Origin of the sequence: Bradyrhizobium sp., assembly GCF_035484855.1 — a bacterium.
Lineage (GTDB): Bacteria > Pseudomonadota > Alphaproteobacteria > Rhizobiales > Xanthobacteraceae > Bradyrhizobium.
The window spans coordinates 1-21,821 of record NZ_DATHOP010000109.1 but is presented as its reverse complement, the minus strand read 5'-3'; the positions used below and the strand labels follow the sequence as shown (position 1 = coordinate 21,821).

General features: G+C 63.2%; 18 protein-coding genes, 1 tRNA gene and 1 pseudogene. 17 read left to right on the top strand and 3 right to left on the bottom strand.

Going from position 1 to position 21,821, the window contains the following annotated elements; translation table 11 throughout:
- Positions 1-262 precede the first annotated feature (262 nt).
- Genes VK804_RS12675 through VK804_RS12665 form a run of 3 tightly spaced genes read left to right on the top strand, consistent with a single transcriptional unit; the run spans position 263 to position 4,611 of the window.
- Entirely contained in the window at positions 263-1,489 is a 1,227-nt protein-coding gene (locus tag VK804_RS12675) for an HlyD family secretion protein (protein ID WP_325371159.1), read from the top strand.
- On the top strand, positions 1,486-3,075 hold the full coding sequence (locus VK804_RS12670) for a DHA2 family efflux MFS transporter permease subunit (protein ID WP_325371158.1): 1,590 nt from the start codon (positions 1,486-1,488) through the stop codon (positions 3,073-3,075). The genes VK804_RS12675 and VK804_RS12670 overlap by 4 nt, the downstream gene beginning before the upstream one ends.
- Positions 3,076-4,611: an efflux transporter outer membrane subunit gene (locus VK804_RS12665; protein WP_325371157.1), complete on the top strand. Its 1,536-nt coding sequence runs from the start codon at positions 3,076-3,078 to the stop codon at positions 4,609-4,611.
- A gap of 100 nt (positions 4,612-4,711) precedes the next feature.
- On the opposite strand, the gene VK804_RS12660 is transcribed toward VK804_RS12665, so the two are convergent.
- Positions 4,712-6,406, bottom strand: a complete 1,695-nt coding sequence (locus VK804_RS12660; RefSeq protein WP_325371156.1) for a thiamine pyrophosphate-dependent enzyme — start codon at positions 6,404-6,406, stop codon at positions 4,712-4,714.
- Between the two features lie 211 nt (positions 6,407-6,617).
- On the opposite strand from VK804_RS12660, the gene VK804_RS12655 reads away from it, so the two are divergent.
- The 3 genes from VK804_RS12655 to VK804_RS12645 all read left to right on the top strand — a co-directional run bounded on the left by VK804_RS12655 (position 6,618) and on the right by VK804_RS12645 (position 9,569).
- Complete coding sequence (locus VK804_RS12655) at positions 6,618-7,829, top strand: MFS transporter (protein ID WP_325371155.1); 1,212 nt, start codon at positions 6,618-6,620, stop codon at positions 7,827-7,829.
- An 89-nt stretch (positions 7,830-7,918) separates the two neighbouring features.
- Positions 7,919-8,374, top strand: a complete 456-nt coding sequence (locus VK804_RS12650) for an SRPBCC family protein (protein WP_325371154.1) — start codon at positions 7,919-7,921, stop codon at positions 8,372-8,374.
- Between the two features lie 100 nt (positions 8,375-8,474).
- Positions 8,475-9,569 carry an adenylate/guanylate cyclase domain-containing protein gene (locus VK804_RS12645; RefSeq protein WP_325371153.1) on the top strand — a complete coding sequence of 365 codons (1,095 nt, stop codon included), beginning with the start codon at positions 8,475-8,477 and terminating at the stop codon, positions 9,567-9,569.
- A gap of 52 nt (positions 9,570-9,621) precedes the next feature.
- Here VK804_RS12645 and VK804_RS12640 read toward each other — a convergent pair whose 3' ends face one another.
- Positions 9,622-12,474 carry an ATP-binding protein gene (locus VK804_RS12640; RefSeq protein ID WP_414642769.1) on the bottom strand — a complete coding sequence of 951 codons (2,853 nt, stop codon included), beginning with the start codon at positions 12,472-12,474 and terminating at the stop codon, positions 9,622-9,624.
- A 291-nt stretch (positions 12,475-12,765) separates the two neighbouring features.
- Here VK804_RS12640 and VK804_RS12635 point away from each other — a divergent pair, with 291 nt between their 5' ends.
- From VK804_RS12635 to VK804_RS12610, 6 genes are all read left to right on the top strand, one after another.
- Entirely contained in the window at positions 12,766-13,815 is a 1,050-nt protein-coding gene (locus tag VK804_RS12635; RefSeq protein ID WP_325371152.1) for an alpha/beta hydrolase, read from the top strand.
- A 57-nt stretch (positions 13,816-13,872) separates the two neighbouring features.
- Positions 13,873-14,622, top strand: a complete 750-nt coding sequence (locus VK804_RS12630) for an SDR family oxidoreductase (protein WP_325371151.1) — start codon at positions 13,873-13,875, stop codon at positions 14,620-14,622.
- A 63-nt stretch (positions 14,623-14,685) separates the two neighbouring features.
- On the top strand, positions 14,686-15,132 hold the full coding sequence (locus tag VK804_RS12625; protein ID WP_325371150.1) for an organic hydroperoxide resistance protein: 447 nt from the start codon (positions 14,686-14,688) through the stop codon (positions 15,130-15,132).
- Positions 15,133-15,219: 87 nt separating this feature from the next.
- Entirely contained in the window at positions 15,220-15,816 is a 597-nt protein-coding gene (locus tag VK804_RS12620; protein WP_325371149.1) for a redoxin domain-containing protein, read from the top strand.
- Positions 15,817-15,829: 13 nt separating this feature from the next.
- The gene (locus VK804_RS12615) at positions 15,830-16,252 is read left to right on the top strand and encodes a cupin domain-containing protein (protein WP_325371148.1); all 423 of its coding nucleotides are present in this window, start codon (positions 15,830-15,832) and stop codon (positions 16,250-16,252) included.
- Between the two features lie 170 nt (positions 16,253-16,422).
- Entirely contained in the window at positions 16,423-17,085 is a 663-nt protein-coding gene (locus tag VK804_RS12610; RefSeq protein WP_325371147.1) for a hypothetical protein, read from the top strand.
- Positions 17,086-17,634: 549 nt separating this feature from the next.
- On the opposite strand, the gene VK804_RS12605 is transcribed toward VK804_RS12610, so the two are convergent.
- Positions 17,635-17,709, bottom strand: a tRNA-Thr gene (locus VK804_RS12605).
- A gap of 568 nt (positions 17,710-18,277) precedes the next feature.
- Here VK804_RS12605 and VK804_RS12600 point away from each other — a divergent pair.
- The 5 genes and pseudogenes from VK804_RS12600 to VK804_RS33075 form a co-directional block, all read left to right on the top strand.
- Positions 18,278-19,984: an FAD-dependent oxidoreductase gene (locus VK804_RS12600; protein WP_414642768.1), complete on the top strand. Its 1,707-nt coding sequence runs from the start codon at positions 18,278-18,280 to the stop codon at positions 19,982-19,984.
- A gap of 46 nt (positions 19,985-20,030) precedes the next feature.
- Positions 20,031-20,339, top strand: coding sequence for an EthD family reductase (locus VK804_RS12595; RefSeq protein WP_325371146.1), 309 nt, complete (start codon positions 20,031-20,033; stop codon positions 20,337-20,339).
- A 7-nt stretch (positions 20,340-20,346) separates the two neighbouring features.
- Positions 20,347-20,655 (top strand): UBP-type zinc finger domain-containing protein, encoded by a 309-nt coding sequence (locus VK804_RS12590; protein ID WP_325371145.1) that lies wholly within the window; start codon positions 20,347-20,349, stop codon positions 20,653-20,655.
- Positions 20,656-20,685: 30 nt separating this feature from the next.
- On the top strand, positions 20,686-21,519 hold the full coding sequence (locus tag VK804_RS12585) for an alpha/beta hydrolase (protein ID WP_325371144.1): 834 nt from the start codon (positions 20,686-20,688) through the stop codon (positions 21,517-21,519).
- Positions 21,520-21,691: 172 nt separating this feature from the next.
- A pseudogene (locus VK804_RS33075) lies at positions 21,692-21,821 on the top strand (IS481 family transposase); the annotation flags it as partial.

The following is a 21,821-nucleotide window of genomic DNA, read 5'->3' as shown; positions in this document are numbered from 1 at the left end:
AACCGCGCCCCCGGCCGGCGGTTCCATGGATCGCCGCAAAACCCCCGGCACTTCGTGCGAGCTTACCTGAGCCGCGGAACGTCGCAAAGGTCCGCCCGGCGACATTTGGGTGCCTCGCGATGGTGTTTTGCCATTTGAATTTTTCGCAGCGTCCGGCGTCGGTTGACTCGGCTCGTCCCCATTTTATATTTCCGATTAATGGGTTCGGTTAAGTTTCCGGCGCGTTCGCCGGCTCCGGCGCTCACCCACGGAGCGGATGTCGATGACCGACCGCGATACCGACCGCGACGCCGCAAGTCGCGATGATACAGGGCGCCCGGCGGACGGCGATCGGCAACCGCCCTCGCGAAATGCCGACAATAGCGAAAAAGGCGACGGCGACCGCAAAGCTGCCAAGGCTCCCGACGAGTCCGGCGACAGGCGCGAGGAACAGGCGGAGCAAGAGGCCCGCAAGCACCGCCGCCCGCCGATCATTGCAATAGGGATCGTCATCGTTCTCCTGTTGGTTGGCGGCGGTCTCTACTACTGGATTACCACCCGCAATCTGGAAAGCACCGACGACGCCTACACCGACGGTCGCGCCATCACCATCGCGCCACAGGTTTCCGGCGTCGTGGTTTCGCTCGAGATCAATGACAATCAGTTCGTCAAGAAGGACCAGCCGCTGATCCGCATCGATCCCAGGCAATTCATCAACGACCGCGACCAGGCGGAGGGTGCGCTGGCCACCGCGAAGGCCCAGTATGAGGGACAGCAACTCGGCGCCGCGATCGCGCGAAAGAACTTTCCGGCGCAGCTCGAGCAGGCCAAGGCGCAACTCGCCAGCGCCAAGGCGAATCTGATCAGGGCCCAGGCCGATTACGAACGCCAGCGCGACCTGCCGAAACCGGCGACCTCGCAGCAGGAGGTCGATGCCGCGACCGCGGCGCTCAAGCAGGGGGAGGCGCAGGTGGCGCTTGCCGAAGCGCAGGTGACCGAAAATTCGCCGGTAACGGAGCGGATCGGCGAGACCGACGCCCAGGTCGGACAGCTGAAGGGGCAGGTCGAGCAGGCCCAGGCGCGGCTCGACCAGGCCAACCTCAATCTGTCGTGGACTGAGGTGAAAGCCCCGCAGGACGGCTGGATCACCAAACGAAACGTCGAGGCCGGCAACTACATCACCGCCGGGCAGCAAATCCTCTCGATCGTCGCGCCCGAGGTCTGGATCACCGCCAACTTCAAGGAGAGCCAGCTTTCGGACATGCGCAAAGGACAACCGGTCCGGATCAGCATCGACGCCTATCCGAAGCTCGACCTTCGCGGCCATGTCGACAGCATCCAGCTGGGCTCGGGCTCCAAGTTCACGGCCTTCCCTCCCGAGAACGCGACCGGAAACTTCGTCAAGGTGGTGCAGCGCGTGCCGGTCAAGATCGTGATCGACAGCGGCCTCAATCCGGATATTCCGCTGCCGCTGGGAATCTCGGCCGAACCGACGGTGACCGTCCGATGAGCGCCGTCGAAACCGCGGGCCCGCTGCCGGCCGCAGCCTGGAAGCCGGCCTACAATCCCTGGCTAATCGCTGTTACGGTGACGCTTGCGGCATTCATGGAAATTCTCGACACCACGATCGTCAACGTGGCGCTGCCGCACATTGCCGGCAGCCTTTCCTCGAGCAGCGACGAGGCGACCTGGGCGCTGACCTCGTATCTGGTGGCCAACGGCATCGTGCTGACGATTTCGGGCTGGCTCAGCGATGTGTTCGGCCGCAAACGGTATTTCATCATCTGCATCGCGATGTTCACGGTGTGCTCGTTCCTGTGCGGCACCGCGGACAGTCTTACCCAGCTCATCATCTACCGGCTGGCGCAGGGGTTTTTCGGCGGCGGGCTGCAACCGAACCAGCAATCCATCATCCTCGACACCTTTCCGCCCGAAAGGCGCGGCGCGGCCTTCGGCGTCACGGCGATTGCCACGATCGTGGCCCCGGTGCTCGGCCCGACGCTGGGCGGCTATATCACCGACCAGGCAAGCTGGCGCTGGATCTTCTTTCTCAACATCCCGGTCGGGGTGCTGGCGGTGTTCCTGGTTTCGGTGCTGGTCGAAGATCCGCCATGGGAGAAAAACAAAAGAAGCCGCGGCGTCGACTATATCGGGCTGTCGCTGATCACGCTTGGGCTCGGCTCCCTGCAGATCATGATGGACCGCGGCGAGGACGACGGCTGGTTCCAGTCCGGCTTCATCTGGCTGATGGCGCTGATCGCCTTCCTCGGCATCCTCGGTGCGATCGGCTGGCTGCTGGTGGCCAAGAAGCCGATCGTCAATCTCGCGGTGTTCAAGGACCGCAATTTCGCGGCTGGCTGCATCATGATCGGCGCGACCGGCGGGATCCTCTACGCCAGCGCGGTCATCATTCCACAATTCGCCCAGCAGAACCTGTCCTACACCGCGACCTGGGCGGGGCTGGTGCTGTCGCCCGGTGGCGTGATGGTGATCGTGCTGATACCGATCGTCGGCAAGCTGATGCAGGTACTGCAGACCCGCTACATCATCGCGCTGGGGTTCACCATCATGGGCCTGGCGCTATTGTATTCCAGCACGATCACGCCGAACATCGATTTCGAGACGCTGGTGAAGATGCGCACCGCGCAGACCGCCGGCCTCGGATTTCTCTTCGTCCCGATCAGCACCGTTGCCTATATGACGCTGCCGCGCCGTCTCAACGGCGACGGGGCCGCGCTGTTCTCGATGTTCCGCAACGTGTTCGGCTCGATCGGAATTTCGCTTTCGACGGCGGAGATCGTGCAACGTTCGCAGGTTCACCAGACCTACCTGTCGCAATGGGCAAGTCCGTTCCACCAGCCATATGACGCACTGATCGCGACCTATGAACAGTCCCTGCGCTCGATGGGACGGGCGGGAGCGGCCGTGCACAATGTCGCCGTCGGGCAAGTCTATTCGGCATTTCGCGCGCAGGTGTCCGTCCTGGCCTATTCCGACGTATTTTATTACTGCTCCATCGTGGCCTTCATCGTGGTACCCTTCTGCTTCCTGCTCTCGCCCAAGATCGGCGGCGGCGGCCCCGGCGGAGCGCATTGAATGAATTTGCGGACGCTCAGGGACTGGTTCGGCGTCGTCGGGATGTTGGGCCTTGTCGCGGGTTGCACGGTCGGGCCAAATTTCGTCGAGCCGGATTCCCATCTGCCCGAGAAGTCGTTCTTTGGCGACGACGGACGACTTGTCGGCACGGCGCACTTGCCGGCGCCGACCGATCCGACCTGGTGGAACGTGTTCCGTGATCCGGTGCTCACCGGTCTCGAACAGCGCGTGGCCGACGCCAATCTCGACGTCCGGACCGCGACGCTGCGGCTCGCGGAAAGCCGCTTTCAACGCGGCGTCGCCGCCGCCGCCGAATTCCCCTCGCTCAACGCCGATGACAAATACACGCGCGAGCAATACAGCAAGAACGGCATCGTCAGCCTGCTGAGCGGCCTGCTCGGGCCGTCGGCCGGCGGCGGCGTCGCCCCGGGGCCGATCAACGAGTATTATTCCGGCTTCGACGCTTCGTGGGAGATCGATCTTTGGGGCAGGATCCGCCGGCAGGTCGAGTCGGCCGATGCCCAGGTCGATCAGGCGGCGGACCAGCGCCGCGACGCGCTGGTCTCGAGTCTCGCCGAATTGGCGCGAGACTATATGCAGCTGCGCGGCGTCCAGACCCAGATCAGGATCGCCAACGATAATCTCAAAGTCGATCGCGATATCCTGCAGCTGGTGCAGGATCGCCAGCAGCATGGATTGCAGAACGGCCTCGACGTCGAGAATGCCGCCGCCCAGGTCGAGAACATCCGCGCCCAGATACCGCAGTTGCAGCAGCAGGAGTCGGAATACATCAATGCGCTCAGCCTGCTGCTGGACCAGCCACCGGGGACGCTGAAGTCCGAGCTTGGCTCAATTTTGATGACGCGAACCGGACCGCCGCGCATTCCGCTCGGGATTCCCTCCGAACTGGCGCGGCGGCGTCCCGACATCCGCGCCGCCGAGGATCAACTGCATGCCGCGACCGCCAATATCGGCGTCGCGGTCGGCGACTTCTATCCGAAGGTGCAATTGAACGGCACCGTCGGTTTCGACTCGCTCGACATCAAGCATCTGTACGACGCGAGTTCGCTGCAATACATGGTCGGACCCCAGGTCACGCTGCCGATCTTCGCGGGCGGCCGGCTGCGCTCGACGCTCGCGCTGCGCGAAGCGCAGCAGCAGGAAGCGGCCATCACCTATCGCAAGACCGTGCTGCAGGCTTGGCATGACGTGGTGAACGCGCTGGTCGCCCATCACCTCGAACAGATCCGCCGCACGCGGCTGCGGGCGCAGGCCGATCACGCCCGCGCCGCGCTCGGTCTGGCACGCGCGCGCTATACGGACGGCGTCACGGAATTTCTCACCGTGCTCGATGCGGAACGCACGCTGCTACAGGCGGATCAGCAATACGCCACCAGCACCACCAACGTCTCGCTCGACCTGGTGCAGTTGTTCAAGGCGCTCGGCGGCGGTTGGGAGACCCGCTTTCCCGACGTGCCGTCGGAGACCGCGGCGGTGCCAATTCCGGTCGGCATGGTCGACAGCGCCATCCAATAGGGATCGCCAAGCACGTACGCCTCGCGGGTGCCGCCGTCGGTCGGTTCGCGTCAGGACGCCGCGTAGGCGGGTGCCGGCGACCCCAACCGGCCGCGACGGATCAGCCGCCGGTAAAGGCGAGCACGGCTTCCTTGATCTTGGCCAAGGCGTAATGCCCGGCCTGCTCCAGTTCGATGTGCGGCATGTTCGGCATCTCGTCGGCGGCGACGACGGCATCGACGATCGCCGGGCCGTCGCTGGCGAGCGCCTCGGCGATTGCGGCCGCGAGTTCGTTCGGCTTGCGCGCCGTGAATCCATGGCCGCCGCAGGCCCGCGACAGCGCGGCAAAATCCGGATTGGGAAATTCGATGGCCTCGCGGAACGGCACGATGCCGACGCTTTCGGCCTCGAGCGTGATCAGCCCGAGCGCGGAATTATTGTAGACGATCACCTTGACCGGCAGCTTGTGCTGCACCGACGTCATGAACTCGCCCATCAGCATGTTGAAGCCGCCGTCGCCGGTCAGCACGATCACCTGGCGCGCGCGGTCCAGCGCCTGCACGCCGTTGGCCTGGCCGAGCGCGGTGCCGACGGCTGCGTTGTTGAACGAACCGATGATGCGCTGCGATCCGGTCTGCCGGATCCAGTTTGCCGACCACAGCGTGTTCAGCCCGGTGTCGAACACGAACACCGCATCGGGTCGCGCGTGATCGCTGACCGCACGCGCCACACCTTGCGGATGGATGCAGTCCTTGCTGCGCGTGAGGTCGGCCTGCTTGTTGAGCATCTCGTCCCAGCGCCGGCGCTCGTGGGTGACCTTGTCCCAGAACGCCATGTCGGTCTTCGCCGCGACCTTGTCGAGCAGGAGTTTTAGCGTCGGCCGCACCGAGCCGATGACGCCGAGCGCGGTCGGCGTGCGGCGGCCGAGCACCTGCGCGCGTTCGTCGATCTGGATCACGTTGCCCTTGGCGGGCAGGAAATTGGAATAGGGATAGTCGGTGCCGACCATCAGCAGCAGGTCGCAATCCTGGACCGCCTTGTAGACCGGCTTGGTGCCGATCATGCCGAGACCACCCATCCAGCGCGGATCGTCATAGGCCATCAGCTCCTTGCCGCGCACGGTATGGATCAGAGGCGCCTTGAGGCGATCCGACAGCGCGGCCAAAAGATCGGCAGCGCCACGGCAGCCGGCGCCGCACATGATCACCATGGTGTCGGCCTTGTCGATCCGCCGCGCCAGTTCCGCGATATCGGCCTCGCTGGCGGTGATCTCACCGCGCGGCTTCAGGGTCGCGACACTCGAGGCGGCGCCGACCGCTTTGGCTGATATCACGTCCTGCGGCAGCGTCAGATGCGCTACCCCGGGGCCGGCGTAAGCCGCGGCGATGGCCTGATGCAGCACGGCCGGCGCCTGCGCCGGCGACGAGATGGTCTCCGTATAAAGCGAGACGTCGCGAAACAAGAGATCCGGCTCGGTGGTCTGGATATAGTCGGTGCCGTGCAGCGCACGCGGCATGTCGCCGGACAGCGCCAGCACCGGCGCGTGGTCGCGGCTCGCCTCATAGAGGCCTGCGACCAGATGGTTGCTGCCCGGACCGGTGGTGCCGGCGCAGACCCCAAGTTGCCCGGTGAGCTTGGCCTGGCCGGCGGCGGCAAGTGCTGCGCCTTCTTCATGCCGGACGCCGACCCATTCGATTTTGCTGTGGCGCACCGCATCCGCCAGCGGGTTGAGGGAATCGCCGATCAATCCAAAGATGTGCCGGACGCCGATCTGTTCCAGCACCCCGACGATAAGCTCCGAAACCGTCTGTGACATTTGCCGCTCCCTGGATTCAGATAATTCCCTGCGGAAAGCCTCCGAAAAACGATGGCAATTCTTCGGCCGCCATTTATGAGATGGTAACTTCCGCTTTCTGGGAGACGGGGCAATGGCCCTCACAAAGAAGTGAGGCGGCATGCAAGGCCAGCGTGTCGCTCTCGCAGCCCCTCATTCGTCCTGTGTCCCGAGAACTGAACGGAGATCTGGAATGAACAATCCTCGCTATCGCTGGGTCATCGTGGCGGCCGGCGGCCTGTTGGGCTGTGTCGCCATCGGCGGTATGTTTTCGCTGCCGGTTTTGCTGCAGCCGATCGCACGGGATACCGGCTGGTCGGTCGCGGGCATATCCAGCGCGATGACCATCGGTTTCCTGGCGATGGCCTGTTGCAGCATGGCCTGGGGCACGCTGTCGGACCGCATAGGTGCCCGCCCGGTGGTGCTGACCGGCTCGATCGTCATCGCCGCCAGCCTCGCGCTGGCGAGCCGCGCGACGTCATTGCTCGAGTTTCAGCTGCTGTTCGGCCTCATCATCGGAGCGGCGACGAGTGCGATCTTCGCGCCGATGATGGCGACCGTGACCGGCTGGTTCGAAACCCAGCGCAGCCTTGCGGTGTCGCTGGTGTCGGCCGGCATGGGAATGGCGCCTTTGACCATGTCACCGCTGGTGGCCCGGCTCGTCTCCACCTATGACTGGCGAACCACGATGCAGATCCTTGCCGTCGTCGTCGCGTCCATCATGATTCCGGTCGCGCTCTTGGTGCGACGCCCGCCCGCGCTCGTCCGCGGCGCCGCCGCATCAGGCGATACCGGACCGCAATCGGAGATGTCGATTTCGCAGGCGGTGCGCTCGCCGCAGTTCATCATCCTTCTAGCGACCAATTTCTTCTGCTGCGCCACGCATTCCGGCCCGATCATCCACACCGTGAGCTACGCCATCAGTTGCGGCATCCCGTTGGTCGCCGCGGTGTCGATCTACAGCCTGGAGGGGCTCGCCGGATTGGGCGGCCGCATCGCCTTCGGGCTGCTCGGTGACCGCTTTGGCGCCAAGCGCGTTCTGGTGCTGGGGCTGTTGGTCCAGGCGTTCGGTGCGCTGGGCTACGTCTTCGTGCGCGAACTTGCCGGGTTCTATGCGGTCGCAGCACTGTTCGGCTTCGTCTATGCCGGCGTGATGCCGCTTTATTCGGTGCTGGCGCGGGAAAATTTCCCGCTGAAGATCATGGGCACCGTGATCGGCGGCACCGCGATGGCGGGCAGTCTCGGCATGGCGACGGGACCGATTGCCGGCGGCCTGATCTACGACACCTTCTCAAGCTATGCGTGGCTCTATATCGGCGCGTGGGGCATGGGCCTTGGTGCGTTCCTGATGGCCATGTGCTTTCGACCGTTTCCAAAAGCGCGGGCTGCGCCCGTGCCGGCGTGATCCCAGCCGGTTTCCCGGATGCCGCGTCGGCATGGGTGTAACTTCGCGCACCGGGTGCTTCTGCCGTCATCCTGATCAAGGAGACTTCGATGACCGAACAGCTCATGGTCCGGCAAGAGACCCAGATCGCAGCTCCGCCCGCGACCGTCTTCGCCTTCCTGACCGATCCCGAAAAGATCATCAGCTGGATGGGCACCGAGGCGAAGACGGAGATGCGTCCGGGCGGGATCTATCTCCTCAAAGGCGTCAGCAACCGCCGTGTGGCGCGCGGCGCGTTCCGCGAGGTCGTGCCGGTGCACCGGCTCGTCTACAGCTTCGGTTGGGACGACGACGAGGAAGTCCCGCCGGGATCGAGTCTGATCGAGATTGATCTGATCGACCGGGACGGCGGTACCTTGCTGCGCATGACCCATAGCGGTCTTCCCAACGCGGCGGAGTGCGCCGGCCACGCCAAAGGCTGGGCGCATTACCTGGGCAGGCTCGGGATGGCGGCCGCGGGCCGAAATCCCGGCGCCGATCCTGGCGTAGGGAAGGGCGACACGTAGCGCGACACCCGTTTGGCGGCTGCGCGGATCGCGGCGCGAGCGCGGGTCATCGCGACAATGACTGGTGACAAGAGAGCTGCCTCAGCCCCATGATCGGTCGATGCAGCTTTCGTCGACGCTCTCCTGGCTCGTCGATGCGGCCGGCGAGGCGCCGGGCGCCGATCGGCTGCTGGCCGAGGTCGGCGCGCGTCTGGTCACCGATGGCATTCCGCTCGCGGGGGGCGCCCTGACCCTGGCCGTGCCGCACCCGCTCGTCGCCCGGCGCACCTGGCTCTGGCGGGCTGAGAACGGGGAAGTGATCGAGGCTTTTGGCTTCGCCGCGGAAGGGCTTGCCGCCCTGGGAGCAGCAAGCTCGCATGGCGATGAAGGCCGCCGCTGGCTCGCTCATCTGGCGGCCGGTCCCGTGCATGAGGACGTCGTCGGGTCGGGGCCGGACGGCCCTTCGCTCGGCTGGATCGGGCCGCGTCCGTTCACACCAGGCGAAGTCGATGCGTTGCGCCAGGTTGCGCGCTTCGCCGTCGCACCGCTTGCCGCTCTCGCTGCGCGCGCGACGCTGACGGCGGCGCTCGAGGCCTATCTCGGCCGGCGCAGCGCTGCGCGGGTGCTGGCGGGTCCCCTGAGGCGCGATATCGGCGAGACCATCCAGGCCGCGCTGCTCTATGCCGATCTGCGCGGCTTCACCACCATGTCCGAGAGCAATCCCCCCGCGGCGGTGATCTCGGCTCTCAATGACTGGTTCGACCGCATCGCCGGCCCGGTGCACGCCTTCGGCGGTGAAGTGCTGAAATTCATCGGCGATGGCGTGCTGGCGATTTTTCCGGTCGTCGGAGGATCGCCGCGTGGCGCCTGCGACGCCGCGCTCCGTGCGGTTGCCGCCGCGCGGACCGGGATGGCGCATCTCGATGAGGCGCGACGTCGAGAGGGGCTGCCGCCTCTGCCCTTCGGCGCGGCGCTGCACCTCGGCGAGATGCTGTGGGGCAATATCGGGGCTGCCGATCGGCTGGATTTCACGGCGATCGGCGCCGCCGTCAATCTGGTCAGCCGGCTGGAAGGGCTATGCCGGCCGCTCGGCAAGGTCGTGCTTGTCTCCGGCACCTTCGCCGCCGAGACCAGTGCATCGCTGATACCGCAGGGAACGCATGTGCTGCGCGGTATCGCATCTCCATGCGCTGTCTTCACCGTGCCGGAGAATTGAACCGCGAGCCGGCCACACGCGCTCGTTCGATGGTGCCGCGTTTGGGGCCGGATTACCGCAAGGTCAATAACAGGCTTTTCGCAGCCCTCAGGTCGGCCGTGTCAAAACCTTCAGCGAACTGCTCGAATACGGGCTGTAGAAGCGCCCGGCCGCGTTCGGGTTGTCCCTGGCCGGTAAATAGAGTTGCCAGATCGGTCGCGGTCCGCAGTTCCCAGGCGCGTGCGCCTTGACGTCGGCTGAGCTCGAGCGATCGCGCAAAGCATAATTCCGCCTCAGCAACGCTAGGCTGCGGTTTCGACAGCAGAAGGCTTCCTTTCAAACGCAGTAGCTCTGGCATGTAAACAACATCGCCGTTGGCCTCGACCAGTTGGATCGTCTCGCCGATCAAGGTCGTACCTTCATCGAACCGGCCGATCGCCGCCAATCCCTGGACGAGCGAGATGTTGAACTCCGTGATTAACAACCCGTGACGCGCCGCCCGGATCTTTTCCAGACATCCGTTCAGGCCCGCAACCCCGCGCACTGCGTCACCTTGGCGAATGGCCAGCTGCGCTTTCAAGCCCAGTCCAACCGCAAGATTGGGTCCCAGGGAATAGGCTTCCGAACGGGAGATGAACCAGTCTATGTGCGTTTCCGCGTTCCGCAGATCGCCGGCCCAAAAAAATACACCGATGGCCCAGGTCAAAGCGCCGGTCAGCGATACCGGATGGTCTGCGACCTCCTTGAGTGTTTTGTGCACACGCTCGACGGCCTGATCCGGATAACCCTGCAACCACAGGGTCCTTGCCATGGCGATGCCGGGCCGATAGTGCCGATCGGCGGAAAGATAGATCGGGCTGGACCGCTCCGGGTTCGACCAATGCTGCAGTGATGCCTCAAGCTCTGCGCGGGCACCGCCGATGTCGCCCATCAGTAGCAGCGCTCTCCCCAACATGCAGTGAGCAAACGCGATAGCGGCCCGATGTTGCGCGCGCCCGGCAACGGCGGAGCTGCGCTTGGCATAATGCAGGGCGGTTTTGAAATCTCCGCTGCGCACGTAGAGCACGTGGAGCACCCCGAGCAGCCCGATTTGGCCGAGGCTATCACCAAGCTCTTCCGCGATGGTGAGGCTTCTGTTCAAGGCCGCAAGCGCCGCATCGCTCTTCCCCTGGATATTCATCAACGAAGTTCCAAGGCCCGCCTGAAGACGCATCTCCTCGGATCCACCTCGACGCGCATCGTCGAGTGCGAGAATGGCTCGCTGCGACCAGCGATGACATTCGGGCAGCAGCGACATCGCCCAGAACACAGGCGCAGCAGCCGCAGCAAGATCAACGCCGATTTCAGCATTACCGTTGACGCCAAAGCACCATTCCAGAGCCGCCCGAACACTATTGAGACGGTCAAGGTGCGGCGCGCGTTCCGCACCGGTCGACAATGTCGCCCATTCCGTCCCGGTTTGCTCCAGCCAGTGGCGGTAATAAATCGCGTGGCGTACGGCTAAATCGGCAAATTCGGCGTCGTCCATCCGGATATCGAGCGCATAAGCGCGCGTCGTGTCGAGGAGCCGGTAGCGCATCATGGCTCCTACGGGCCGGGTCGCGACCATCGACTTGGCAACAAGGCTGTCGAGGGCGCTGAACACTGCCGCCTGGTCTATGGAAGCGCTGGCGACGACGGCGAGAACTGCGTCGAGCGTAAAATATCCCACAAACACGGCGAGTCGTCGAAGCACCGTCCGTTCGACCTCGGTCAAGAGGCTGAAGCTCCAATCCATGGTGGCCTGGAGGGTCTTTTGCCGCGGCGGCGCGGTCCGCGGACCGGCCCACAGAAGCGTCAATCGCTGGTCGAGAAGCTCCGCGGTCTGATGCACGCCATAGGCCTCGATCCGCCGCGCCGCGAGCTCGATTGCGAGAGCCACGCCGTCAAGCTTTCGGCACATGCTGGCAACGATGGCCGCCTCGGCATCGCCGAACTCGAGCTGAGCGCCGCTCGAGAGGGCACGCTCGAGAAACAGTTGGGTAGCCGGAAATGTCCTGGCAAATGCCGCGGTGAGCGCCAGGTCATCGGGCGGACACTCAAGAGGCTCAAGCCGGTAGACGTGTTCCCCTCCAGCCTGAAGCGTCTCGCGGCTCGTCGCCAGGATATGAACTTGCGGTGCCGATGCGAAGATCGTTGAGGCGAGTGCGGCCACCGTCTCGATCAGGTGCTCGCAAGTGTCGAGAATCAGCAAAATCCGCTTGTCCCGCAAATGAGCGATCAAGCTGGGTGTTGCATCATCGGATTGCACGGATATTCCCAGCATCGAGGCGACGACGGTCGCCACCAGATTGGGATCGCTGAGCATGCCGAGGTCGACAAACAGCACGGCTCCGGCAAAATTGCCCATCAGCTCATGCCCGATAGCGACTGCAAGCGTCGTCTTGCCGACGCCTCCAGAGCCGACGATCGTGACGAAGCGTTCCGCGTTCAACCGTGCTGACAGCTTTCGAAGATCGTCCACGCGGTCGACCATTCTTCCGAGGTGGCCGGGCAGGTTGGCGTAGCGAAAATGCGCGTCAACAGTCGATGCGACCTGGCGTTGGTGACTCGAGCGCGAGATCGGGGCCACGAAGCAATAGCCCCGTCCGGGCAGGGTAGTGATGTACCGCGCACCGTCTTTTCCATCGCCCAGCACCTTACGCAGGTTGGCGACGTGAAACCGCAGGCTGGCCTCTTCCACTGTGACGTCGGGCCAGACCTGAGACAGCAGATCGCTTTTGTTCACCACCTCGTTGGGATTGGACAAGAGCGCAATCAAAATATCGAGCGCTCGTGCACTCAATTCCACCGGCGCGTCCTCTCTTGTGAGAAGCCTTTCGCTGGGAATCAGGCTGAAGGAACCGAACGATATGACCTCTCTGGCCCGCCCTGCCGATGTCATCATAGCCTGATCTTCGCAGCCCTTAGCCCTGGGCCCCCATCCTAAGTCAGCGTCCGGTTCCCGGCCATAGGGCCGCCTAAAAAACGGCACTCCGCTCGCGGGAAAGTTGCAGGACGAGACCCTGCTGCTTGCAATCGCTTACGGCGCCTCACAAGCCATAACGGGCAATTTGCCAGCCGCTGCGCCAGCGTGTTGAGCGACTAGAGACCATCGCAGAACGGATAGGTGCCGGACCTTAGCGTCGCTACCGCCAGACCCACTTTTCCTCCAGCCGGTGAACCATGGAGATTCAACATGCCAGAAGAAATCAACCACGCTCGCCGTCGCTTTTTTGGCACAGCAGCTACGGCCCTTGCCGCCGCCCAGTTCGCCATGAGCGGTTCTGCGGACGCGCAACCCGGCAAGTCGAAAGCCGCGGATCTACCCAGGATCAAGGCGGGGACGCACACCTCGTTCGGCGCACTGAAGCAGATCGATGCTGGCGTCCTCAATGTCGGATACGCCGAAGCGGGTTCTGCCGATGGACCTGCCGTCATCCTTCTGCACGGTTGGCCCTACGACATTTACAGCTATGTCGATGTCGCGCCCTTGCTGGCGTCCGCAGGCTATCGCGTGATCGTCCCCTATTTGCGCGGCTATGGAACGACGCGTTTTCTTTCAGGTGACACGTTCCGGAGCGGCCAGCCGTCGGCGCAAGCCGTCGATGTCATCGCCCTGATGGATGCGCTGAAGATCGAAAAGGCAACCCTCGCCGGTTTCGATTGGGGCGGGCGCAACGCGGATATCGTGGCGGCGCTCTGGCCGGAGCGCTGCAAGGCGCTCGTCTCCGTGAGCGGCTATCTGATCCCTGGCCAGCAATCCGCTCCGCTGCCGCCAAAGGCAGAACTGCAGTGGTGGTATCAATATTATTTCGCCACCGAACGGGGCCGCGCCGGCTACGACAAGTACCGCAACGATTTTACCAGGCTGATTTGGCAGATCGCTTCGCCGAAGTGGGACTTCGATGATGCCACGTTCAATCGCAGCGCTGCGGCCTTCGACAATCCGGATCACGTCGCCATCGTCATCCACAATTACCGCTGGCGGCTTGGCCTGACGGCAGGCGATCCGAAATATGACGATCTGGAAAAGCGACTTGCCGCAGGTCCTGTCATCACCGTGCCGACCATTACCCTCGAGGGCGATGCCAACGGCGCACCGCACCCGGATGATCCGGGCAGCTATGCCAAGAAGTTTTCGGGCCGATACTCGCACCGGACCATCAAGGGCGGCATCGGGCACAACCTGCCGCAGGAAACCCCGCGAGCTTTTGCCGAAGCCATCATCGATGTCGCCGAAAGTTGATCGGCGTCAGCCTGCAACATCCGGCCAATGAGGCTGGCCAATCAGAGGAGAAATGCCATGAGCCGCTTCACCGACAAAGTCGTCGTTATCACTGGCGGCACCAGCGGGATCGGTCTCGCAGCCGCAAGACAGTTCGTCAAGGAGGGTGCCAATGTCGTCGTGACCGGGCGCAACTCGCGTTCCGTCGGCGACGCTCAAAAAGAACTTGGCGCGAAGGGTATCGCGATCAGCGCCGATGTCACGAAGTCGACCGATCTCGACTCGCTGTTCAAGCAGGTCCGCGAGAAGTACGGACAAATTGACGTCCTCTACGTGAATGCGGGCATCGCCAAACTGGGCTCCGTCGCTGAGACGACCGAGGAAGTCTTCGATGAAATCGTCGATGCCAACTTTCGCGGCGCCTACTTTACCGTCCAGAAGGCACTGCCGCTGATGAACGATGGCGGGGCCATCGTTTTCACGACGTCCTGGTTCGACGAAGCCGGCATCGCCGGAACGTCAGCCGTGTCCGCTTCGAAGGCGGCGTTGCGCAACCTAACGCGGACGCTTGCCTCCGAACTGATCGGCCGGAACATTCGTGTCAATGCTGTCAGCCCCGGCGTGATCGAAACCCCGCTTCTCGGAAAGCTCGGCCTTCCGGAAGCCGATGCCCGGGAACTCGGCAAGGCTCTGCTGCAGCAGATCCCGGCCAAGCGGTTCGGCAAGCCGGAAGAAGTCGCCACAGCGGTAGCATTCCTTGCCTCCGACCACGCCTCCTACATCACCGGCGTCGAACTCGCTGTCGACGGCGGACGCACTCAGCTGTAACCGACCTCACCAGCTTGAGGTACTTCGCGTGCCCTACAACGACCAACTCTAGGAGGAAAGAAGATGGCTGAACTTGCAAACGCCCCAGCGGCTACTCAAGGCGGAAAAGTCGTGTACACCGCCAAGACCCACACCACCGGGGGGCGGGAGAACGGCATGTCCCGCAGCTCCGACGGGCGGCTGGATGTCAAACTTTCGCTGCCGGGCTCGGCGCGCATCGGCACCAATCCGGAGCAGCTTTTCGCCGCCGGCTGGTCGGCCTGTTTCGAAAGCGCGATCGGGCTTGCGGCCCGCAAAAGGAGAATCGCGCTGCCCGCCGAGCTTGCGATCGACGCCGAAGTGGACCTGCACATGGGCGATGGTGGTTACTTTCTCAGTACCCGCCTCAACGTCAGCCTGCCGGGTATCGCGCGCGACGTCGCCCAGAGCCTGGTGGACGAAGCCGACCAGCTCTGTCCCTACTCAAAGGCCACGCGCGGCAACATCGACATCGCGATCAACCTGGTGTGAGCCGAGCTGTTGTTTCACCCTGGAGACTGATAAATTGCCGACCGGTGCGGCGTGCTCCGGCGAGGGCGTGAACGGGGAGGATCTGACATGCGTCCTGACATGATCCCAGGGGCCGTCTTTCCCGACTACGAACTTTCCGACCACACTGCGAAACATCGAAAACTCTCCGAGCTGCAAGGACCACATCCGATGGTGCTCGTGCTCAGCCGCGGAGGTTTTTGCCCGAAGGACCGCCGGCAGGCGGAAGGGCTTGTCGAGCTCCACCGCGAGATGGAGGTCGGCTATTGCCGGCTGGTCACAATCAGCACCGACAACATTACCGAGACGAATGAATATCGCAGCGGCGTCGGCGCCCACTGGCCATTTCTCTCCGACGCGCGCCGTGTGATCCAGAAGGATCTCGACATCGCCGAATATACGGATCCCCTCCACAATCCCATGATCCCCCATGTGATCGTGCTCGAGCCGCGTCTCGTCATTTACAAGGTCTACAACGGCTACTGGTTCTTCGGCCGGCCCACCATGGAGGAACTGCGCCAGGACCTGCGTGCCGTGACCAGAAAATGCCGGCCGGATTGGGACATCACGACGCCCGAACTCAAGGCCGCCTGGCAGCAAAGCCGCAAGGAGCTTTTCTATCCCTACGGCAAAACCTACGTCCAAACCCTCGGCGAACAGGATTAGCAGGAGGACCGCCATGACCCGCACCCATCAACCCGGCGAATCCGCTTTCAGATCGATCCTGCCGGAAGACATCGAGTGGAAGCCGTTTCCGGCCTTCCCGCCTACCGTGCGGTTGGCCGTCCTGGTCGGAAAACCCTCCGAGCCCGGCCCCTATGTGATCCGGGTCAAGGTGCCGTTGGACGTGAAGCTGATGCCGCACCGGCATCCCGAGGATCGTATCTACACGGTGATGTCCGGCGTGTTCTACATCGGCCTCGGCGACGAGTTCGACGGCGAGAAGGTCAAGGCCTACCCGCCGGGCAGCGTCATCGTATTGCCCGGCGACACATTCCACTTCCATTGGGCCAAATCCGGCGAATACGTCACCCAGGTGACGGCGATCGGTCCGCTCGGTCTCGAATATCTCGATCCGCACGACGATCCGCGCCACAAGTGAGCAAAAGCGCCGGTGTTGGAAATTCCACCGTTGGATTTCGAAAAGAGTCGTCGCGTACCGCCAGACGAAGACCTATTCGTAGCCCCGCGTGTTCTTTGTGCAGGCGCTTTTCTAAAGCGACGGGAAATTCGTTGGGGTGAAATTGAAGGTCAAACGCGGGAAGTAGGACGATGCCGAAAACAACGGACGGCAGAATTGCTCTCGTTGCGTTGATAGCTTTGGCTGCGTGGCTGTTGATTGGGCTGCCTCTTATCTACCTACCGTTTCCAGAACACGTTCACGGCGAAATACTAGGTGTCAAATACGGAGAGTGGCTACTTTTTGCGGCTACTATGGGTTTGTGGTGGGCAACTTGGCGGTTGGTTAGGAGCGCTGAGAACACCGCAGAGCGGCAATTGCGGGCATATATTTTTCCGCAGGATGTAACTATCACGAATATCGAGTCCATTCCCGAAATCACCGTCGTTCTCAAGAACACCGGCCAGACGCCCGCCCACGATCATACACTTTGGGCTACCATGGCTGTCGCCGCTTATCCGCTGTCGACGGAGCCAGCGCCCCCAGACGGCGATCCAAATGAATCTAAGGGGCCGCTTGCTCCGGGCGCAGTGAACCATTTCTTCGCCAGCCTCGAATCCCCGATCACTCAAGAGGAATTGAGAGGTATTCGAGAGGGGCGCGCCGCCATCTATTTGGCCGGAGCCGTCCTTTATACAGACGCCTTCGGGAAAAGCCGTTCGACAAAGTTCTGCTATTTTCGCGGACACGCTGGCCTTAGGGAATTTGCTGACGGTCCAATGTCTGTTTACAAGAAGTGGAACGAAGCAAACTAATCCGCTCCTCCCGCACACGCCTACAGGGCGGACCCTAAGCAGACTCGCCGCCGATACCCGGATGAAAGAAGGCCTCAGTTGGCGGCCTAAATTTCGCCCAATAGCCGGCGCGAGATGGCGAAGCGGTAAACTGCGAGGGCTTGGCAAATCCTTCAGGAGAAACGCGGCGCTTTACCTGGTCGATATTGAGTTAGGCTAGCTGCCCGAAACATCTTTCGGTCCCCCAGAGGGATAAGCTACATACTCAGGTCGCCACACCGAGGCTTCGCATCCGCAGAGATTGGTATTGGGCTTACCACCCAACAGCGGCCCTCACTAGGCTGCATTGCCTGATCAGCAATAAAGCGCCCGGCGTTAGTTACCCGGGCGCTTTTGCTTTTGGGCCGCTTCAACTGCCCCCGCTCTTAAAGTAACGCGGCACCAGAACGTCACGCGAACCGACTGCACGAAAATGCACGCCATTCCATGCTTCGTTCTGCGTGCAGATGCTGAACCGGTGCACCAAACAGACAATTCGTTTGTGCCGAAAGCTGATTTTATTAGGAAAACTGGTGCTGCCAGACAGGATTGAACTGTCGACCTCTCCATTACCAATGGAGTGCTCTACCACTGAGCTACGGCAGCGTGCCCGGGGATCCACGGGAATCAGCCAAAAAGGCCCCGACAAGGCGGCCGATCCTTGCCACAAGGCCCAAGCTGGCGCAAGCGCGGCGGGCTGTCTCGGACGGCTGCGAAAACCGGCGAAATTGGCCCCGTGAGGCCGCCAACTCCTTGAAGGCGCCCGATTGCGGGCCGATCCGGTTCCCAATTCCCTCACCAGCGGCCATTCGCGGATATTGTCGGCGAATTTCCGCGCGGCGCCGGCACATGGGTTCGCCCGCCGGTCCGCTCTCCCCGTGATATGTTCTAGAAGACCGTCATATTCGAGCGGGACCACGATGCAGGACGACAGCGACAAACGCGAGCGCGATCCGGGGAACGGTCCGAGGCGGGACCGGCTGAAGCTGGCGTTGCGCGAAAACCTGAAGCGGCGGAAATCGCAATTGCGGGGGCGAAGCGAGGCGGCCCTCGCATCTTCCAATGGCGATGACGCCACACCACATGACGGCAGCGCAAGGAAGCCGGGCGAATAACCGGGTTCTCGCACCGCTCGGTTTTGCTAGCCTATCGATGATGTGAGACGGAGATCGCCGTGGATTCCGTGACTGCAAGCAAGACGAATGGCAGCGCGCCGCCTGCGCCCGCGTTCCCGCGCCGCGATCAGACCTTTCCGGAGCTGACGGGTCCGGAAATCGCGCGGATGCGCCGGTTCGGCGAGTTGCGCCGTTACAGGGACGGCGAGGCGCTGTTCGAGACCGGCAAGCCCGGGCCGGGCATGTTCGTCGTTCTCTCCGGCCATGTCGCGGTCACCCAGCGCGACGGCCTCGGCCATGTCACGCCGGTGATCGATCAGGGACCCGGGCAGTTTCTCGCCGAGGTCGGCCAGCTGTCGGGGCGCAACGCGCTGGTCGACGGCCATGCCGAGGGCGACGTCGAAACGCTGTTGATCGCGCCGGACCGGCTGCGCGCGCTGCTGGTCGCCGAAGCCGATCTCGGCGAGCGTATCATGCGCGCGCTGATCCTGCGCCGCGTCAGCCTGATCCAGGGCGGTGTCGGCGGCCCGGTGCTGATCGGGCCATCGGATTCGGGCGGCGTCATCCGCCTGCAAGGCTTTCTCGCCCGCAACGGCTATCCGCAGCATCTGCTCGATCCCGTCAGCGACCCCGATGCCGCCGAGGTGATCGCGCGCTATTCGCCGCTGCCTTCGGATTGGCCGCTGGTGGTGATCGCCGACGGCACCGTGTTGCGCAACCCGAGCCCATCCGAACTGGCGCGCGCCATGGGTATGGTGCGCGCGCTCGCCAAGGACAAGGTCTACGATGTCGCCGTGGTCGGCAGCGGTCCCGCCGGCCTGTCGACGGCGGTCTATGCGGCGTCCGAAGGCCTCAGCGTCGCGGTCTGCGATACGCGCTCGTTCGGCGGCCAGGCCGGCGCCAGCGCGCGCATCGAAAACTATCTCGGCTTTCCGACCGGCATTTCCGGGCTGGCACTGACCGCACGCGCCTATAACCAGGCGCAGAAATTCGGCGCCGACATCATGATCCCGGTCGAGGTCAAGTCGCTCGATTGCTCGCGCGAGGACGGCGCATTCGGCCTGGCGCTCGAGGACGGCGAGGTGCTGCGCGCCCGCGCCATCGTGGTGGCGAGCGGCGCGCGCTATCGCCGCCCCTCTATCGAGAACCTCGCCGAGTTCGAGGGCCGCGGCGTCTGGTACTGGGCCTCGCCGATCGAGGCGCGGCTCTGCGCGGAGCAGGAGGTGGTGCTGGTCGGCGGCGGCAATTCGGCGGGCCAGGCCGCGGTGTTTCTGTCGGGTCACGCCCGCAAGGTCAATATGATGATCCGCGGCGGCGGCCTTGGCGCCAGCATGTCGCGCTATTTGATCGAGCGCATCGAGGCGACGGCCAACATCGAACTGATGTTCAATACCGAAGTGGTCGGGCTCGAGGGCACCGCGGAGGGATCGCTCGAACGGGTGCGCTGGAAGAGCCGCCTCGGCGGCGGGGAGGTCGCATTCGACATCCGCAATCTGTTCCTGTTCGTCGGCGCCGATCCTGCAACCGGCTGGCTCGACGGCTGCGGCGTGATGGTCGATCGCGGCGGCTTCGTGGTGACGGGCACGCAGTGCCGGAAGGACGGGCGCGAGGTGTCGCTGCTGGAAACCTCGGTGCCGGGCGTGTTCGCCGTCGGCGACGTGCGCTCCGGATCGGTCAAGCGGGTCGGCGGCGCGATCGGCGAGGGCGCGCAGGTGGTGGCGGCGCTGCACGGATTTCTCGGCGATCCCGCGAAACCAACGGTATAGTGAGCGCGTTCAGGCTGATTGCCTCAATTCGAAAGGGAGAAACGCCATGGCCGAAGTCGTCGTGTTGTACAAAACGCCAAAGGATCCGGCTGCCTTCGACAAATATTATGCCGAGACCCACATCCCGCTGGCGAAGAAATTGCCTGGCCTGCGAAAGTATCAGGTCAGCCAGGGAGCGGTTGCGACGCCGGCCGGACCGTCGGGCCTTTATCTGGTCGCAGTGCTGACCTTCGACAGCATGGCGGCGGTGCAGAACGCCTTCGGCAGCGCGGAGGGCAAGGCCACCGCGGCCGATGTGCCCAAATTCGCAAGCGGCGGCGCCGACATCATGTTCTTCGACACCAAGGTGGTATGAGGCGGGCATGGCCAAGCACTGCACCCACCTCGCCGGCATTCGTACCGTGACGCCGAGCGCGCTCGGCTGCGAGGAATGCCTGAAGATCGGAAGTGAGTGGCTGCATCTGCGGATCTGCCGCACTTGCGGCCATGTCGGCTGCTGCGACGACTCACCCCACAAGCACGCGACCAAACATTTCCACGCCACACACCATCCGATCATCGAGGGCTACGATCCGCCGGAGGGCTGGGGCTGGTGTTATGTCGACGAAGTCATGTTCGACCTGTCGGACCGGAAGACGCCGCACAACGGCCCGATCCCGCGCTATTACTGAAGCCGGTCACACTTGATCAAGGAATAGCGCATGCAGCCGCCGCAGAGCAAATTCGCCGAGGTCAATGGCACGCGGCTGCATTATCTGATTAGCGGCAAGGGCGACCCAGTCGTGCTGCTGCACGGCTATGCCGAAACGAGCCACATGTGGCTGCCGCTGATCGCGAAGCTTACCGAAAAACACACGGTGATCGCGCCGGACCTGCGCGGCTTTGGCCAGTCGGCCGCGCCGCCGGACGGCTACACCAAAGCGGCGATGGCGCGCGATATCCACGCGTTGGTGAAGAGCCTCAACTACGACCATATCCGGCTTGTCGGCCACGACATCGGTTTGATGGTCGCCTATGCCTATGCGGCGCAGTACCCAAGCGAGGTCGATCGGCTGGTGCTGATGGAAGCGTTCCTGCCCGGCGTCGGCGACTGGAACAGCGTGTTTCTGTTGCGCGACCTCTGGCATTTCCATTTCTACGGCAAGACGCCGCTGGCGCTGGTCACCGGGCGTGAGCGGATTTACCTGGAGCATTTCTGGAACGATTTTGCCGCCGATCCGAAGAAGTCGCTATCGGAAAACGACCGCGAGTTTTACGCGAAGGAGTATGCGCAGCCCGGTCACATGGCCGCGGGCATGGAAGTCTTCCGCGCCTTCCCCAGAGACGCCGAGGATTTTGCGCAATTTGCAAAGACCAAATTGACGATGCCGGTGCTGGTGTTGTCGGGAGAAAAGGCCGGCGGTCCGTTCCTGATCGAGCAGGGCAAGATGGTGGCGACCCATGTCGAGGGCGTGCTGGTAAAAGGATCGGGGCACTGGCTGATGGAAGAAGCGCCCGACCAGGTGATTCCGAAGCTGGTCGAATTTCTAAACTGAGCGGGATGACTTGAAACCTCATCCCGCTCTATCCTTGAGCATGATCTTTTCGGAAAACCAGTGTCCACTTTTCCGGATCGTGCTCTAGTTGTGGTCTTTCAGGAGGTTGTCCATCTGGTCTGAACCGAGGAAACTGAGGTTGCGAAGCTTCAATGTTCCAAGGAGAGACCAGATGAACGTCCACAAGAATGCGCCTTTGACGCCCAAAGGTCGAGAGGCGATGGTCCGCAGTGTGGTGGAAGGGGGACTGAGCAAGGCTGACGCGGCCTACCAGTTCAACACGACGCCGAAGACCGTTGCCA

Bases quoted from the DNA above. Each gene is read 5' to 3' on its own strand.
- VK804_RS12630 (WP_325371151.1), top strand. From the start codon at position 13,873: ATGAGCCGCTTCACCGACAAAGTCGTCGTTATCACTGGCGGCACCAGC.
- VK804_RS12610 (WP_325371147.1), top strand. From the start codon at position 16,423: ATGCCGAAAACAACGGACGGCAGAATTGCTCTCGTTGCGTTGATAGCT.
- VK804_RS12590 (WP_325371145.1), top strand. From the start codon at position 20,347: ATGGCCAAGCACTGCACCCACCTCGCCGGCATTCGTACCGTGACGCCG.
- VK804_RS12675 (WP_325371159.1), top strand. From the start codon at position 263: ATGACCGACCGCGATACCGACCGCGACGCCGCAAGTCGCGATGATACA.
- VK804_RS12620 (WP_325371149.1), top strand. From the start codon at position 15,220: ATGCGTCCTGACATGATCCCAGGGGCCGTCTTTCCCGACTACGAACTT.
- VK804_RS12645 (WP_325371153.1), top strand. From the start codon at position 8,475: ATGCAGCTTTCGTCGACGCTCTCCTGGCTCGTCGATGCGGCCGGCGAG.
- VK804_RS12670 (WP_325371158.1), top strand. From the start codon at position 1,486: ATGAGCGCCGTCGAAACCGCGGGCCCGCTGCCGGCCGCAGCCTGGAAG.
- VK804_RS12615 (WP_325371148.1), top strand. From the start codon at position 15,830: ATGACCCGCACCCATCAACCCGGCGAATCCGCTTTCAGATCGATCCTG.
- VK804_RS12655 (WP_325371155.1), top strand. From the start codon at position 6,618: ATGAACAATCCTCGCTATCGCTGGGTCATCGTGGCGGCCGGCGGCCTG.
- VK804_RS12635 (WP_325371152.1), top strand. From the start codon at position 12,766: ATGCCAGAAGAAATCAACCACGCTCGCCGTCGCTTTTTTGGCACAGCA.
- VK804_RS12585 (WP_325371144.1), top strand. From the start codon at position 20,686: ATGCAGCCGCCGCAGAGCAAATTCGCCGAGGTCAATGGCACGCGGCTG.
- VK804_RS12595 (WP_325371146.1), top strand. From the start codon at position 20,031: ATGGCCGAAGTCGTCGTGTTGTACAAAACGCCAAAGGATCCGGCTGCC.
- VK804_RS12650 (WP_325371154.1), top strand. From the start codon at position 7,919: ATGACCGAACAGCTCATGGTCCGGCAAGAGACCCAGATCGCAGCTCCG.
- VK804_RS12660 (WP_325371156.1), bottom strand. From the start codon at position 6,406: ATGTCACAGACGGTTTCGGAGCTTATCGTCGGGGTGCTGGAACAGATC.
- VK804_RS12640 (WP_414642769.1), bottom strand. From the start codon at position 12,474: ATGATGACATCGGCAGGGCGGGCCAGAGAGGTCATATCGTTCGGTTCC.
- VK804_RS12665 (WP_325371157.1), top strand. From the start codon at position 3,076: ATGAATTTGCGGACGCTCAGGGACTGGTTCGGCGTCGTCGGGATGTTG.
- VK804_RS12625 (WP_325371150.1), top strand. From the start codon at position 14,686: ATGGCTGAACTTGCAAACGCCCCAGCGGCTACTCAAGGCGGAAAAGTC.